The organism is Streptomyces sp. NPDC059002, assembly GCF_042740435.1.
Lineage (GTDB): Bacteria > Actinomycetota > Actinomycetes > Streptomycetales > Streptomycetaceae > Streptomyces.
On record NZ_JBHYJI010000025.1, the window covers coordinates 21,251 to 34,474 of the forward strand.

General features: G+C 71.9%; 14 protein-coding genes. 4 read left to right on the forward strand and 10 right to left on the reverse strand.

The features are described 5' to 3' along the window. Positions 1–5 precede the first annotated feature (5 nt). The 4 genes from ACFWZ2_RS22620 to ACFWZ2_RS22635 form a co-directional block, all read right to left on the reverse strand. Positions 6–524: a copper chaperone PCu(A)C gene (locus ACFWZ2_RS22620; protein ID WP_384548335.1), complete on the reverse strand. Its 519-nt coding sequence runs from the start codon at positions 522–524 to the stop codon at positions 6–8. Next, positions 521–1,249 carry an SCO family protein gene (locus ACFWZ2_RS22625; protein WP_384548337.1) on the reverse strand — a complete coding sequence of 243 codons (729 nt, stop codon included), beginning with the start codon at positions 1,247–1,249 and terminating at the stop codon, positions 521–523. Before ACFWZ2_RS22625 ends, ACFWZ2_RS22620 begins: the two co-directional genes overlap by 4 nt. Positions 1,250–1,340: 91 nt before the next feature. Beyond that, positions 1,341–2,063, reverse strand: coding sequence for a YcnI family protein (locus tag ACFWZ2_RS22630; protein WP_384548339.1), 723 nt, complete (start codon positions 2,061–2,063; stop codon positions 1,341–1,343). A 124-nt stretch (positions 2,064–2,187) separates the two neighbouring features. After that, complete coding sequence (locus ACFWZ2_RS22635; protein ID WP_384548340.1) at positions 2,188–3,039, reverse strand: hypothetical protein; 852 nt, start codon at positions 3,037–3,039, stop codon at positions 2,188–2,190. Between the two features lie 264 nt (positions 3,040–3,303). Here ACFWZ2_RS22635 and ACFWZ2_RS22640 point away from each other — a divergent pair, with 264 nt between their 5' ends. After that, complete coding sequence (locus tag ACFWZ2_RS22640) at positions 3,304–3,780, forward strand: ATP-binding protein (protein WP_384548342.1); 477 nt, start codon at positions 3,304–3,306, stop codon at positions 3,778–3,780. A gap of 38 nt (positions 3,781–3,818) precedes the next feature. Here the strand turns inward: ACFWZ2_RS22640 and ACFWZ2_RS22645 are convergent, their stop codons facing one another. After that, positions 3,819–4,280 (reverse strand): nitroreductase/quinone reductase family protein, encoded by a 462-nt coding sequence (locus tag ACFWZ2_RS22645; protein ID WP_384548344.1) that lies wholly within the window; start codon positions 4,278–4,280, stop codon positions 3,819–3,821. A gap of 88 nt (positions 4,281–4,368) precedes the next feature. Further along, the gene (locus tag ACFWZ2_RS22650; protein ID WP_384548346.1) at positions 4,369–5,874 is read right to left on the reverse strand and encodes a PLP-dependent aminotransferase family protein; all 1,506 of its coding nucleotides are present in this window, start codon (positions 5,872–5,874) and stop codon (positions 4,369–4,371) included. Positions 5,875–5,921: 47 nt separating this feature from the next. On the opposite strand from ACFWZ2_RS22650, the gene ACFWZ2_RS22655 reads away from it, so the two are divergent. Further along, entirely contained in the window at positions 5,922–6,419 is a 498-nt protein-coding gene (locus ACFWZ2_RS22655; RefSeq protein WP_384548348.1) for a carboxymuconolactone decarboxylase family protein, read from the forward strand. 77 nt (positions 6,420–6,496) lie between these two features. Here the strand turns inward: ACFWZ2_RS22655 and ACFWZ2_RS22660 are convergent, their stop codons facing one another. Further along, positions 6,497–7,957 carry an aminopeptidase P family protein gene (locus ACFWZ2_RS22660; RefSeq protein WP_384548349.1) on the reverse strand — a complete coding sequence of 487 codons (1,461 nt, stop codon included), beginning with the start codon at positions 7,955–7,957 and terminating at the stop codon, positions 6,497–6,499. Positions 7,958–8,066: 109 nt separating this feature from the next. Continuing rightward, positions 8,067–9,590, reverse strand: coding sequence for a PP2C family protein-serine/threonine phosphatase (locus ACFWZ2_RS22665; RefSeq protein ID WP_384548351.1), 1,524 nt, complete (start codon positions 9,588–9,590; stop codon positions 8,067–8,069). Between the two features lie 454 nt (positions 9,591–10,044). On the opposite strand from ACFWZ2_RS22665, the gene ACFWZ2_RS22670 reads away from it, so the two are divergent. Together ACFWZ2_RS22670 and ACFWZ2_RS22675 are read left to right on the forward strand one after the other, a co-directional pair. Continuing rightward, positions 10,045–10,722, forward strand: coding sequence for a bifunctional DNA primase/polymerase (locus ACFWZ2_RS22670; RefSeq protein ID WP_384548353.1), 678 nt, complete (start codon positions 10,045–10,047; stop codon positions 10,720–10,722). A 55-nt stretch (positions 10,723–10,777) separates the two neighbouring features. Continuing rightward, positions 10,778–11,320 (forward strand): hypothetical protein, encoded by a 543-nt coding sequence (locus ACFWZ2_RS22675; RefSeq protein WP_384548355.1) that lies wholly within the window; start codon positions 10,778–10,780, stop codon positions 11,318–11,320. Between the two features lie 220 nt (positions 11,321–11,540). On the opposite strand, the gene ACFWZ2_RS22680 is transcribed toward ACFWZ2_RS22675, so the two are convergent. Both ACFWZ2_RS22680 and ACFWZ2_RS22685 read right to left on the reverse strand, forming a co-directional pair. Continuing rightward, a complete protein-coding gene (locus tag ACFWZ2_RS22680; protein ID WP_384548357.1) occupies positions 11,541–12,509 on the reverse strand; it encodes a DUF5926 family protein in 969 nt (322 codons plus the stop codon). A gap of 85 nt (positions 12,510–12,594) precedes the next feature. After that, on the reverse strand, positions 12,595–13,212 hold the full coding sequence (locus ACFWZ2_RS22685) for an ATP-binding protein (RefSeq protein ID WP_384548359.1): 618 nt from the start codon (positions 13,210–13,212) through the stop codon (positions 12,595–12,597). Positions 13,213–13,224: the final 12 nt, after the last annotated feature.

Genomic DNA, 13,224 nt, shown 5'->3' on the forward strand with positions numbered 1-13,224 from the left:
GTCCCTCAGTGCGACTTGTGCGAGCCGTGCGCCGACCCGCCCTGCTGCTTGGGGTTGTACGTCGCTTCCTTGACCGGCACCTCGATCGTGATCGGGTCCGACTTCTGGAAGTGCAGCGTCAGGGCCACCTTCTCGCCCTGCTTCGGCTTCCGCTTGAGCTTTTCGAGCATCAAGTGGTTGCCGCCGCGGGTGAATTCGAGCTCGCCGTCCGCGGGCACGTCGAAGGACTTCTCCTCCTTCATCGTGCCGTTCTTGGAGCTGTGCAGCGTGACGTCGCCCGCGATGTCGCTGGTGGCGGAGGTCAGCTTGTCGGCCGCGCCCGCGTTGTCGAGCGTCAGGAATCCGGCCGCCATGTCGTCCATGGTGGGCTCGGGGACGAAGGCCCCGCTGACCTTGATCTCGGGCTTCTTCGCGGCCTTCGGGCCGGAGTCGTCGCCGCAGCCCGCGAGCGTCAGTGCGGCGGCCAGCGCTATGGCCCCACCGGCGAGGACACGGCGGCGGTGGGTGGTGGTGCGGTGGTTCACGGAGTCTCCCCCTTGATGATCTTGGGAAGGTCCTTGGTGTAGTCGGCCGCGGTGGCCTTCTCGCCGTAGATCACGTATCCCTTGTCGGTCTTCGGCGAGAAGGCGATCACCTGCGTGCCGTGCATCGAGACGAGCTTGCCCTTCTTGTCCTTCTTGGTCGGCTCGATGGTGATGGCGAGCTGGTGCGCCCCGGCCTGGATGGTCGAGAAGTCGCCGGTCAGGCCGGTGAAGTCGGAGTCGACGCCGTCCAGCCACTCGTGGAGCTTGGCGCGGGTGTCGCGCTCGGGGTCGGTGGTGACGAAGACGACCTGGAGCTTGTCCCGCTCGGCCTTGGAGAGGCCGGACTTCTCCAGGGCCTTCTTGGCGACCGCGATGTTGCCCATCGTCAGGGGGCAGGCGTCGGGGCAGTGCGTGTAGCCGAAGTAGAGCAGCGTCGGCTTGCCCTTCGTCCGCTCGCGCAGGTCGTACTTCTTGCCGTCCTTCACGTCGGTGAGGACGAGGTTCGGCTTCTCGTACGGGTTGTCCAGAACCGTCGCGGCCTTGCCGGAATCGCTCTCTACGGAGACGTCGGCCACGGACTTGTCGTCTTTCCCGCCACCGCAGGCGGTCAGGGTGAGAGCGGCCGCGGCGAGCAGGGCGGCTGCGGCGAGGCTCCTGCCACGGGTGCCGCGGTGGAGGCTCTTCTCGGTGCTCTTGTCAGTGCTCTTCGAGCTCTTCGTGCGCATACGAAAATGTCCCAGATGTGAGGGGGCCGGGGTGCACCGGGGCAGGCGTGTGCCGTGCCGGTGCACCCCGAGGGATGGCTCTGCCGCGGGCTCAGCCGGCGGTGCGGCGACGGCCGGCGAGCACGCCGAAGGCGACGCCCGCCGCGCCCACCACGATGCCGACGATGCCGAGCACCCGGGCGGTGGTGTCGCTGCTGTCGGAGTCCTCGGCGGCGGCGGTCTTCTCGGTGCCGGCCTTGGCGTCGTCCTTCGCCCCCGCGGCACCGTGCTCGTCGGAGGCGGCGGTCAGCTGGAGGGTGGGCGCCGGGTGCTCGGGCTCCTCCTGGCCCTTCTGCTGCGGCTCGATCCAGCGGACGACGTCCTTGTTGTCGTACGTCTGGATGGCCTTGAAGACCAGCTCGTCCGCGTTCTCGGGCAGCTGGCCCATGGAGACCGGGAACTTCTGGAAGGTGCCGGGCTGGATGCCCTTGCCGTCGGCGGTCCAGGTGACCTTGGAGACGGCCTCGTCGATCTTCTCGCCGTGCATCTCGAGCGGCTTGTCGAGCTTGGTCTTGGTGACCTTCGCGGTCCAGCCGGGGACGGGCTGCGTCATCACGGAGGCGAGCGGGTGGTCGCTCGGGAAGGAGACCTCGACCTTGTTGGTCGCGGCGTCGTCCTGCTCGTTCGGCACCTTGAAGTTGACCACGGCGTAACCGCCCTTGGCGGCCTCGCCCTCCGGCGAGACGCTCACGTGCGCGAAGGCGGGCGCGGAGAGGACGAGCACGGCGGTGGCGGCGACGGTGCCGACGGCTGCGATGCGGGACTTGGCATTCATGGAGGCACTCCACTCTCAGTAGTGGTGATCAGTACTCAGTACGAGGGGTTGGCGCGCGGCCGGGCGGGCACGCGCGCGTGCGTGCCGACGACACCCCTCCGTGCTGTGTGCGGAGTGCGGTGTGTCAGGCAGCGAGTTCGACGTCGTGGGCGGCCGGCGGGCCGCGCCTGATCACGGTGTCCTCGAGTGCGACCGTGCGGGGCTTGGGCGGCGCGAGCAGCGCGGTGCGCGAGGCCGACGGCCCGGTCGTCAGGTCCGCTCCGGGCAGTCCCGCCCGCAGGGCGCGTACGAGAGTGAGGGCGGAGCGCAGGGAACGTACGAGCGCCCCTTCGGCGACTCCGCACGCTCCATGGGCCGAGAGCCGGACGAGCCGGACCAGCGCGATGTCGCCGCGGCGCAGCAGCCACCCGGCGGCGACGGCCGCGAGGACATGCGCGATCAGCATGGGCAGCGAGGGCGTGAGCGACATGCTCATGCCGCCCATCGAGTCCATCGCGGTGTCCGCGGCCGCGGCGGCGGACTGCCCGTGGTGCATGCCCGCGTGGCCCGCACCGGCCGGACCGCCCGGTTCGAGGCCCGCCGTGCTGAGGATCCGCTGGGCCTGCGCCGGACTGATCGTCGCGGCACCCGCCCCGCAGACCAGGCGCGCGGCCCGCTCCACGAGGGAGGCATTGCCGTCGGGCAGGGCGGCCGCGGTGCCGTGCTGGCCGAGGCCGAACAGGGCGTGCAGACCGAGCTGTCCCGCCGCGAGCAGCGCGGCGATGCCGGGCAGCGAACGCTCGCGCCCGGCGAGCGGCAGCGCGACGGCCAGCACGGCGACGAAGCCCGCGGCCAGCGTCCACAGCGGGACGGCGACGCAGGAAGCGAGCACATGGCCCCCGGCGGACAGCACGACGCAGACCGCGGCGAACATCGCGGCCCTGAGCAGCCGGAGATCGGCTCCGGCGCGCGGCTGACGCTGGTGGGGGGCAGTCATGGCCGGGCCATCATCGCACTGGGCTTACCCGCCGCATACGGCAGGTCCGCTAGGTCCGGTTCGGGGTGATCAGGCCCTGTGTGGCCGGACCCGGGCAGAGTTCGGGGGCGGCTCCGGCGATCGTCCGCGGACGGGTCTTCCTACACCGCGCCGTACGGCCCACGCGTCCGCCGTATGGGCGGCATCACGTCAACTGGGCGCTTATTGACGGGCGCTCGCGGCAATACGTATCGGTATGTCGAGCCGCGGCCAGGAGGCTGGAGCATGAGCATCTGGTGGTCTCTCCATTTGCGGCGCGAAGCCGCGAGCGTGCCGCTCGCCCGTCGTCTGCTGATCGGCGCGATGGACACAGCGGGCGTGGATCCGGACGTTTCCTATGATTTGTCCGTCGCCCTCAGCGAGGCGTGCGCGAACGCCGTGGAGCACGGCGGCGCCGCCCCCGGGGGCACGAGCGGTGCCTATCGGGTCACCGCGTATCTGGACGGCGAGAAGTGCCGCATCGAAGTGGCGGACTCGGGCCCGGGTTTCCCCGGCGCCGCCGCGCCCGCCCCCGTGGCGCGCGGCTGTCCGCCGCCCCGGCCGCCCGCCGCGGAGACGGACGAGCACGGCCGGGGCCTGTGGCTGATCAGAGAACTCGCCGACCACGTCCAGCTCGGCAACAAGCCGGGCAGGGGTGGTGCGGTGATCAGCTTCGACAAGATCCTCAAGTGGCGTGAGGACGCTCCGCTGATGACGGCCTGACCCAGGTCGCCGCGATCACCGGAACTCACGCGACGCCCTCATCCGACGCGGGTCAGCGCGATCACCGGGACCGTCCGCGGGGCCCGGGCGCGGAACTCGGCGAAGTTCGGGTCCCGTTCGATCTGCCGCCGCCACAGCTCGTCGTGCTCGCCCTCGTCCACCGGCGTCGCGCGCGCCGCGTACCGCTCGCCGCCGACCTCGACGACGACCGAGGGGTCCTTGATCAGGTTGTGGTACCAGCCGGGGGCCGTCGCCGAGCCGCCGTTGGACGCGAAGACGACGAGGCGCTCGCCGTCCGGGAGACAGACCGCGGGGGTGGTGCGCGAGAGCCCGCTCTTCGCGCCGCGCGTGGTCAGCAGGAGCAGGGTGGCGCCTTCGAAGGGGCCGCCGACCTTCCCCTCGTTGGCGCGGAACTCCGCGATGACCCGGCGGTTGAACGGGTTGGTGTTGTTGCTGGTGTCCGTGCCGGTACCGGCGCCCGCGTCGGCGGCTGTGCTCATCGTCCGTCCCCGTCCCTCGTGGCGGGAGCAGCTGCCGCTGTTCCCCGAGCTGTCGTCGTGCGGCTCCTCAACGGCCCATGGCGTACGCCTATTTCCCCTGCTCCCTCTGGTGGTCCCGGTCACCCGGCGGCAGCGCCCGGCACAGGGCGTCGACCGCCGCTCCGTACGCGTGTTCCGCGGGCGTCGAGTAGCCGACGACCAGGCCGTCCGTGGCGGGCATCGTGGCTCCCGGGTGCCGGAACGCGGAGAGGCCGTCCAGCGCGATCCCCTGCCAGGCGGCGGCCTTGACCACGGACGCCTCCGTTCCTCGCGGCAGCCGGAGGACGGCGTGCAGACCGGCCGCGATGCCGGTGGCCGTGATGTGCGGGGCGCGCTCGGCGAGGGCGGCGACGAGCCGGTCGCGGCGGCTCCGGTAGCGCTGGCGCATCCGGCGGACATGGCGGTCGTACTGCCCGGACGCGAGGAAGTCGGCGAGCGTGAGCTGGTCGAGGACGCTCGCCCACGCCTCGCGCTCCCCCTTGGCGGCGAGCACTCCGTCGACGAGCTGTTCGGGCAGCACCATCCAGCCGATGCGTACGGCGGGGGACAGGCTCTTGCTGACCGAGCCGAGGTAGACCACGTGTTCGGGGTCGAGGCCCTGCACGGCGCCGACGGGCTCGCGGTCGTAGCGGAACTCCCCGTCGTAGTCGTCCTCCAGGACCAGGCCGCCGTGGGTGCGGGCCCAGTCGACGACGGCCGCGCGCCGGGCCGGGTGCAGAGGACCGCCGGTCGGGAACTGGTGTGCGGGCGTGAGCAGCACCCCGCGCACCCGCGGACCCGCGCCCAACTCCTCGATCCGGGCGCCCTGTTCGTCGAGGCCCAGCGGAACCGTCCGTACGCCCGCGCTCTCCAGGATCTCGCGATGGAAGCCGAGGCCGTACGACTCCACGGCAATGGGGTATCCCCTGCTCGAGCGGGGCCGAGAGCTTGGGGAAGGCCCCCGCAGCACCCCGCCGCCCGCACCCCGCGCCCCGTCGAACAGCAGCCGCAGCGCGTGCGCGAACCCGGAGCAGACCACGATCCGTTCGGGGTCGGCGCGCACCCCGCGGGCCCGCGTCAGATAGTCCGCGAGCGCCTCGCGCAGCTCGATCCTGCCGCGGGGATCGCCGGGCCCGAACGCCTCGTTGGGGGCGGCGCCCAGTGCCCGCCGGGCGGCCGCGAGCCAGGCGGTGCGGGGGAAGGACGCGGCGTCGGGCTGGCCCTGGCGGAGGTTGTGCGCGGGGGCCGCGGAGCGTGCGGGGGCGCGCTTGGGGACGCGGGAGCGCCGGGGCGCCGCGGCCCGCTCGGCGACCCGTGTGCCCGATCCCTGCCGCGCCGTCAGCCATCCTTCGGCGACCAGTTCGGCGTAGGCGTCGGCGACGGTGTTGCGGGCCAGGCCCAGGTCCGCGGCGAGCGAGCGGTAGGGCGGCAGGCGGGTTCCGGGGGCGAGCCTTCCGTCGCGTACGGCGTCCCGCAGCGCGCGGATCAGAACGGCCCTGCGGCTGCCCGGACCCGACAGGTCGACATGCAGGTCACTGCCGATGCGCTCCGCCAAATTGACCCATGATTCCGGCATGAGAATGCACCCTAGCCGAGGTCTTTCCGGGCCCTAGATTCATGGTCATGACGCACAACACGAACGCCACGCAGACCGCCGCCACCGCCGCCCCCCGGATCAACTTCGCCGAGGCCGCCCCCAAGGCCTTCAAGGCGCTCATCGGCTTCGACGCCGCCGCCCGCGAAGGCCTCGACCCGGCCCTGGTCGAGCTGATCCAGATCCGCGCCTCGCTCCTCAACGGCTGCGCGTACTGCCTCCACATGCACACTTCCGACGCCCGCAAGGCAGGCGAGGACGAGGCACGCCTGCACATGATCGGCGTGTGGCGCGAGGCCAGGAACTTCTTCACGGAGAAGGAGCAGGCGGCCCTCGCCCTCACCGAGGCGGTCACCCTCGTCGCGCAGGGCGGGGTCCCCGACGACGTCTACGCCGAGGCGGCCCGCCACTTCGACGAGCCCGAACTGGCCCGCGTCCTCGCCCTGATCTTCACCATCAACACCTGGAACCGCATCTCCCTCAGCACCGCCAAGGTCGCGGGCGAGGACGAAAGGGTGGCCCACTGACGGACGAGCGGGTGGCTCACCGACGCACGAAGGGCCGGTCCCCGAGGGGGACCGGCCCTTCACCGTGCGTACCGGCGTCAGCCCTTGAGCCGCGCCATCCACGCCTCGACGTCGTCGGAGGTGCGCGGCAGCGAGTCCGAGAGGTTCCGGTTGCCGTCGGCGGTGACGAGGATGTCGTCCTCGATCCGGACGCCGATGCCCCGGTACTCCTCCGGCACCGTCAGGTCGTCGGCCTGGAAGTACAGGCCGGGCTCGACGGTCAGGCACATGCCCGGCTCCAGCGTGCCGTCCACGTACGACTCACGGCGCGCGGCGGCGCAGTCGTGGACGTCCATGCCGAGCATGTGACCGGTGCCGTGCAGGGTCCAGCGGCGCTGCAGACCGAGCTCGAGCACCCGCTCGACCGGGCCCTCGACGAGGCCCCACTCGACCAGCTTCTCGGCGAGCACGCGCTGCGCGGCGTCATGGAAGTCGCGGTACTTGGCGCCCGGCTTGACGGCCGCGATACCGGCCTCCTGGGCCTCGTACACGGCGTCGTAGATCTTCTTCTGGAGCTCGTTGAAGCGGCCGTTGATCGGCAGCGTGCGCGTGACGTCCGCGGTGTAGTACGTGTGCGTCTCCACACCGGCGTCGAGCAGCAGCAGCTCGCCGGAGCGGACGGCGCCGTCGTTGCGCACCCAGTGCAGGGTGGTCGCGTGCGGGCCCGCGGCGCAGATCGAGCCGTAGCCGATGTCGTTGCCCTCGACGCGGGCGCGCAGGAAGAACGTGCCCTCGATGTAGCGCTCGCTCGTCGCCTCGGCCTTGTCGAGGACCTTCACGACGTCCTCGAAGCCGCGGGCGGTCGAGTCGCACGCCTTCTGCAGCTCGCCGATCTCGAACTCGTCCTTCACGAGGCGGGCCTCGGAGAGGAAGACGCGCAGCTCCTCGTCGCGCTCGGCGGTGACCTTGTCGGTCAGGGCCGCCTCGATGCCGGCGTCGAAACCGCGCACGACGCGGACCGGTCCAGTGGCCTCGCGCAGCGCGTCGGCCAGCTCGCGGACGTCGGACGCCGGGATGCCGTACAGCTGCCCGGCCTCGGTGAGCGAGTGGCGGCGGCCGACCCAGAGCTCGCCCTGGCCGTCCAGCCAGAACTCGCCGTTCTCACGGTCGGAGCGCGGCAGCAGGTAGATCGTCGCCTCGTGCCCGTCCGCCTTCGGCTCCATGACGAGGACGCCGTCCTCCGTCTGGTTGCCGGTGAGGTACGCGTACTCGACGGAGGCGCGGAAGGCGTACTCGGTGTCGTTCGACCGGGTCTTCAGGTTGCCCGCGGGGATCACCAGGCGCTCGCCCGGGAAGCGCGCGGAGAGCGCGGCGCGGCGGGCGGCGGTGTTCTCGGCCTGCGCGATCGGCTGCAGGTCGTGCAGCTCGGTGTCGGCCCAGCCGGACTTCATGCTCTCGGCAAGCTCGTCGGAAACGCCCGGGTACAGGCCGTTCTTGCGCTGCTTGATCGGCTCTTCTTCGGTCTCTTCCGGGGTCTCCGGGTTGAGCGAGTCCGACACGGTCTGCCTCCTCTGTACGACACTGGGCCATCCTCCATCGTACGGCCGTACGGAAGGGGGCCCAGGGGCGTAAGACCACTTACAGCGCGTGCCCGGCGCCTCACGCCGCCTACTCGAAGCGAGCCGCCATGATCACCACGTCCTCGTCGCTGTCCACCGCGTCGAGCCCGTCGGGCAGGACCGTCCGCAGCACGTGGTCGGCGATCGCCCCCGGGTCGTCCCTGATGCCCTTGGGCACGCTCGCCGCGGCCGCGTGCAGCCGCGCGAAGGCCCGGTCCATCGGGTCACCGGTGCGGTGCAGCAGACCGTCGGTGTAGAGAAGCACCGTTTCTCCGGGCTCCGGGCTGATCTCCACGCTGGGCGCCTCCCAGCAGGCGAGCATCCCGAGCGGCGCCGAGAGCGAGGTCTCCACGAACTCCGTGCGCCGCTCCCCGACGATCAGCGGCGGGCTGTGCCCCGCACCGGCGAGCGTGATCTTGCGCAGCGCGGGCTCGCAGTACGCGAAGAGGGCCGTCGCCGACCGCGCGGGCTCGGTGAGCCGCAGCAGCAGCTCCAGGTCGGAGAGCACGGCGACGGGGTCCTCGCCCTCCATCACGGCGTACGCCCGAAGGCTCGCCCGCAGCCGCCCCATCGCGGCGACGGCACTGGGCCCGGAGCCGGTGACCGAGCCGACCGCGAGCCCGAGTGCCGCGTCCGGCAGCGGCAGCGCGTCGTGCCAGTCGCCGCCGCCGCGCGGTCCCGTGCGGTGCCGCGCGGCGAGCTGCACCCCGGCGACCCGGGGCAGCCGCGACGGCATGAGCTCCTCGCGCAGGGTGTCGACGGTGGTGCGGGCGCGGTCCAGCTCGACGAGCCGCGCCAGGTGCTCGGTGGCGAAGCGCGCGTAGAGCCCGACGAGGTGCCGCTGGCGCTCCACGGGTTCGGCGGGCTCGTCGTACAGCCAGACCGCGGCGCCGATCCGGCCCGCCGCCTCGGTGGCGAGGGGCAGGGCGTAGCTCGCCGCATAGCCGAGCCGGGCGGCGACCTCGCGGTGGTGCGGGTCGAGTCCGTCGTCGGCGAGCAGGTCGGGCTGCGCGATCTCGGCGGGCGGGCCCGTCGTGCCCGTCGCGTCCAGGATCCGGCCGTACGACGTGGCGCCGCGCGGCACCGTCTCGATGTGCCCGAGCTCGGCGCGGGCGAGGCCGAGGCCGATGGTGGTGTCGGGCCCGAGTCCGTCGGCGGGCTCGAGGACGACGAGACCGCGCCGGGCGCCGACGAGGGCGGCACCGGCGCGCAGCAGCTCCCGCAGGGCCTCGTCGAGGCTGTCCGTGCGGGTCACGCGTTCGGTGAGTTCGTGCAGCGTGGTGAGGTCGGAGACCCAGCCGGCGAGCCGGTCCTGGATCACCGCGCCGGGTGCGGTGATCGGCACGGGAGAGTCGCCTGCTGCGGGTGTGACGGGTGCGCTGGGCACGACAGTGTGTGCCGGTGGCGGAACAGTGGAATCGATTCCGGCCACTTTCGGAAGGTGCGGGGCGTTCATGGCTGACGGCTTTCCGGCCGGTGCGTAATGCTCAATAGCATCGCAAACCCCCATGTCATTCTGCGCCGCTAGCAATGTCTCCAGATGTACACGCACTGATGAGGGGATGTCCAGCATTGTCCTGCTGGGATTCCTGGTGTCCGAGGTAATTCGGTGAACTACTTGCGATCTTGGGAACTTGGCCGAAAACTGTGCCAGGGAAGGGCATATTGCGGTCGACTGAGGTTGTTCGGCAGAGCGTTACAGCGGTCGTGATGGGTACGTACTCGGTGATGGCCAGGGGCAGTTGGGATCCGTCCGGAACCTGGCGAAGGACCGGGGCGTCTTAACTCACGACGACCGTGCCCCATCCTCCCGTGGCGGAGGCGGCAGAAATATCGCGGGACGGCAAACGCCAGGCGCCGCCACCCCACGCCACGTCAACGCTCGGTTCAGAGTGGTTCCCCATGCCACAGGCTGGGGTCGGATGTGCCAGCTCGTACGTACAGCGAAGTGATCCACACATGGTGTGATGTGGCCCGCAGTCTCCCCGGCGTAAACGCCGGCGTGCAACGGAAAGGAACGAGCGCTCATGCGCGAGATCCTCGGAAGGCGACGCAGGCTCCTGTCCTGGCGAACGGGAAGGAAGCCCGGCCGGAGTGCCGGACAGATCGGCGCGGCCCTGACCTTCGCGACCGCATGGCGGTGGCCCGTACTGCCCGGCGTCGGACTCGACCGGCGTGACGGCACGCGGTGCGCCTGCCCCGACCCCGACTGCGTGGTGCCGGGTGCCCACCCCCTCGACCCCGGCCTGCTCGCGGCGACGACCGACGAGCGGATGGTGCGCTGGTGGTGGACCAACCGCCCGGGCGCGCCCATCGTGCTCGCCACCGGCGGCCGCGCCCCGTGCGCCGTCAGCCTGCCCGCGGACGCGGGCCTGCGCGCCCTCGCCGCGCTCGACGACGCGGGCATCAGGCTCGGCCCCGTCGTCGCCACCGAGACCCGCCTGTACCTCCTCGTAGCCCCGTACTCCATGGCCCAGTTGGGCGAGCTCCTGTACGCCAAGGACTGGGTGCCCGGCTCCCTGCGCTTCCACGGGGAGGGCGGCTATCTCGCCCTGCCCCCCTCCGGCACGGGACAGGGACAGGTCCGCTGGGAGCGCGCCCCGCTGCCCGGCTCGGCGGCCCCCTGGGTCCCCGACGTCGAAGCGGTGGTGGACGCCGTCGTGGACGTCCTCACTCGTACGGGTGTGAGCGCGCCCGAGTTGTAGGGGAAATGGGCGCGCGGCGAACGGGCCGCGCGCCAACTGTCGTTATCTTCGGGCCATGCAACCCCGCCTGATGGTGCTCCTGGGCGTCGTGGCCGTCACGGTCGTCCTGCCGCTCGCCGGCGCCGCCGCGGGGCCGGTGGGCGACGGTGACGCGAAGTCGCCCCCTTCCTCCCCCTCACCCGCCCCCTCGGCGCCCCCCTCGCCGTCTCCTTCGGCGCGCCCGGACGCCTCGCTGCTCGCCGGACTCGGCATCGCCACCGCCGCCCGGTGCGGCCCCGAACTCTCCTCGCCGGACGGCGTCGAGGCCCAGACATGTGTCCTCCGACAGGGCCACGACACGTGGGCGCGTACCTATTACCGCAACGCCACCGGCGAGCAGCTGACGGCCGTTCTGACCGTGATGGGCCCGGCAGGACGCACCGTACAGATGCACTGTTCGGTGGGTGCGGAGGACGAACCGGGAGCGTGCGAGACGCCGCGCGAGCGGTCGGCGGGAGCGTCCGATGAGTACTCGGCGGTCGCGGAGTTCGCGGCGGGGGAATCGGGGGCGCTGCTGCTGCGCTCGGGGAGCAACTCGGCGGCCCCGCAAGGCAGTTGAGCCCCGAACCGGTCCCGGACATGGAAGGGCCCGGTTGCTGGCGACGGGGGATGCACCAGCAACCGGGCTACCTGAACGGTAACAAGAGATCGGCTCCTGGCAAATTCGATCTCAGTTATCCGGACAGGGATTTACCTGCCGCTGCGGGGAGTTGTGACGGGAGTCACGCCTTCCCCTCCGACTGACTGGTGGGTCAGCGGCGGACGGGTGTCCCGGCGGTTCAGCTCAGCGTCACCTGGCGGTTGGTGAGACCACCGCGCGCCCGGCGCTCGTCCGGTGTCAGCGGGGCGTCGGTGGCGAGCGCCGCCGCGAGCCGCTCGGCGAACTCCGCCGCGGGCTTCTCGATGTCGTCGGCGCCGACCCCGCTCGGCAGGTCCCACACCGGCACGGTCACGCCGTGCGCCCGGAAGGAACCGACCAGGCGCGTGCCCTCGCCGAGGCCGGACGTGCCCGCCGCGTGCAGCCGCGCCAGCGCGTCGAGGAGCTGCTCCTCGGGGTGCGGCATGACCCAGCGCAGGTGGTTCTTCTCCGGCGTCTCGCACCAGTAGGCGGCGTCCACGCCGGTGAGCTTCGCGGTCGGGATCGCCGCGGCGTTCGCCCGCTCCAGGGAGGCGGAGACCTCCGGCGTGGCGTTCTCCGCGTCCTGCACCCAGAACTCGAAGCCCGCGTGCACGACCGGCTCGAAGGCGCCCTCCGGGTCCAGCAGGTCCTGCAGCCGCGGCCCGTCGGCCGGCGCGCGGCGGGCCTGGACCGGGCTGCCGGGCTCCGCCTCGAAGGCGCGCCGCAGGGTGTCGGCCAGGTCGCGGCTGATGTCACCCGACGAGGTGTCGTTCTGCAGGCCGAGCAGGACCGAACCGTCGTCACGGCGCAGCGCGGGCCACGCCATCGGAAGGACCGTCGCCAGGGTGACCGAGGGAACGCCCTCCGGGAGCCCGCCCTTGAGGTTCAGCTCGACGGTCGCCGCGGGGACCAGCTCGCGCAGCGCGACCCAGTCGCACTCGCCGCGCAGGTCCTCGAAGGGGCGCTGCACCAGCTCGGTCACCGCGTGCGCGGCGGCCCGGCCGTGACAGGCCTTGTAGCGGCGGCCCGAACCGCACGGGCAGGGCTCGCGGGCCCCGACCACTGGGACCTCCCCGTCCTTGAGCTGAGGCTGCTGCTTGCCCTTGGTCTGGGGGCGCTTCTTGGCCATCTTGGGTGTCTCCCGGCTACGGCTCTCTTGCGTGTCTCTTGCGTACGGCCGCGAGCCTAGCCCCTGGTGCGGGTGGCGCCGGGACTCAGTCCAAGTCGTCGAAGGGGTCCGCGAAGGCGAGGTCCGAGAGCGCGGCCGCCGACGGGGCAGCGACGCGCGTAGCGAAATCCTCATGGCGGTGCCCCGCATCGACGACGACCCAGACGGTGACCTCGCCGTGCACGTCGTCGCGCACGCCCCAGGCATCGGCGAGCGCCGTGATGATGTTGAGCCCGCGGCCGCCGTGCGCGGTGACCGAGGGGGTCGCGGGAACCGGGCGGGTCGGACCCCCGCCATCGGTCACCTCGACCGTCAGCCGGCCCGTCTTGTCGACATGCCACGCCGCCCGCACATCTCCGTCGCCGACCAGGCCCCGGCCCAGCGGCCTGCCGTGCCTGCAGGCATTGCTGAGCAGTTCCGACAGAATCAGTACGGCATCGTCGATGACCGTGTCGGACACCCCGCGGACCCGCAACTGATCGCGCATCCGGTGTCTTGCTTCGCCCACGCCCGCAGGGCCATGGGGTACGGCCATGCTCGACGACGTGGGCACCTCCCGTGCCACCACCAACGCCACCCCCGAGACCTCCTTCGCCCCACGCCACGGTGTGGATGCCCCAATGGACTGGACCGGAAACCGGCCAATCCACGTGCGGTGACGCACTCGTAACGATCG

What these genes read in the sequence shown, in the direction of transcription:
- ACFWZ2_RS22625 (WP_384548337.1), bottom strand. Translation starts at nt 1,249, where the DNA reads ATGCGCACGAAGAGCTCGAAGAGCACTGACAAGAGCACCGAGAAGAGC.
- ACFWZ2_RS22630 (WP_384548339.1), bottom strand. Translation starts at nt 2,063, where the DNA reads ATGAATGCCAAGTCCCGCATCGCAGCCGTCGGCACCGTCGCCGCCACC.
- ACFWZ2_RS22635 (WP_384548340.1), bottom strand. Translation starts at nt 3,039, where the DNA reads ATGACTGCCCCCCACCAGCGTCAGCCGCGCGCCGGAGCCGATCTCCGG.
- ACFWZ2_RS22640 (WP_384548342.1), top strand. Translation starts at nt 3,304, where the DNA reads ATGAGCATCTGGTGGTCTCTCCATTTGCGGCGCGAAGCCGCGAGCGTG.
- ACFWZ2_RS22645 (WP_384548344.1), bottom strand. Translation starts at nt 4,280, where the DNA reads ATGAGCACAGCCGCCGACGCGGGCGCCGGTACCGGCACGGACACCAGC.
- ACFWZ2_RS22650 (WP_384548346.1), bottom strand. Translation starts at nt 5,874, where the DNA reads ATGCCGGAATCATGGGTCAATTTGGCGGAGCGCATCGGCAGTGACCTG.
- ACFWZ2_RS22655 (WP_384548348.1), top strand. Translation starts at nt 5,922, where the DNA reads ATGACGCACAACACGAACGCCACGCAGACCGCCGCCACCGCCGCCCCC.
- ACFWZ2_RS22665 (WP_384548351.1), bottom strand. Translation starts at nt 9,590, where the DNA reads ATGCTGGACATCCCCTCATCAGTGCGTGTACATCTGGAGACATTGCTA.
- ACFWZ2_RS22670 (WP_384548353.1), top strand. Translation starts at nt 10,045, where the DNA reads ATGCGCGAGATCCTCGGAAGGCGACGCAGGCTCCTGTCCTGGCGAACG.
- ACFWZ2_RS22675 (WP_384548355.1), top strand. Translation starts at nt 10,778, where the DNA reads ATGCAACCCCGCCTGATGGTGCTCCTGGGCGTCGTGGCCGTCACGGTC.
- ACFWZ2_RS22680 (WP_384548357.1), bottom strand. Translation starts at nt 12,509, where the DNA reads ATGGCCAAGAAGCGCCCCCAGACCAAGGGCAAGCAGCAGCCTCAGCTC.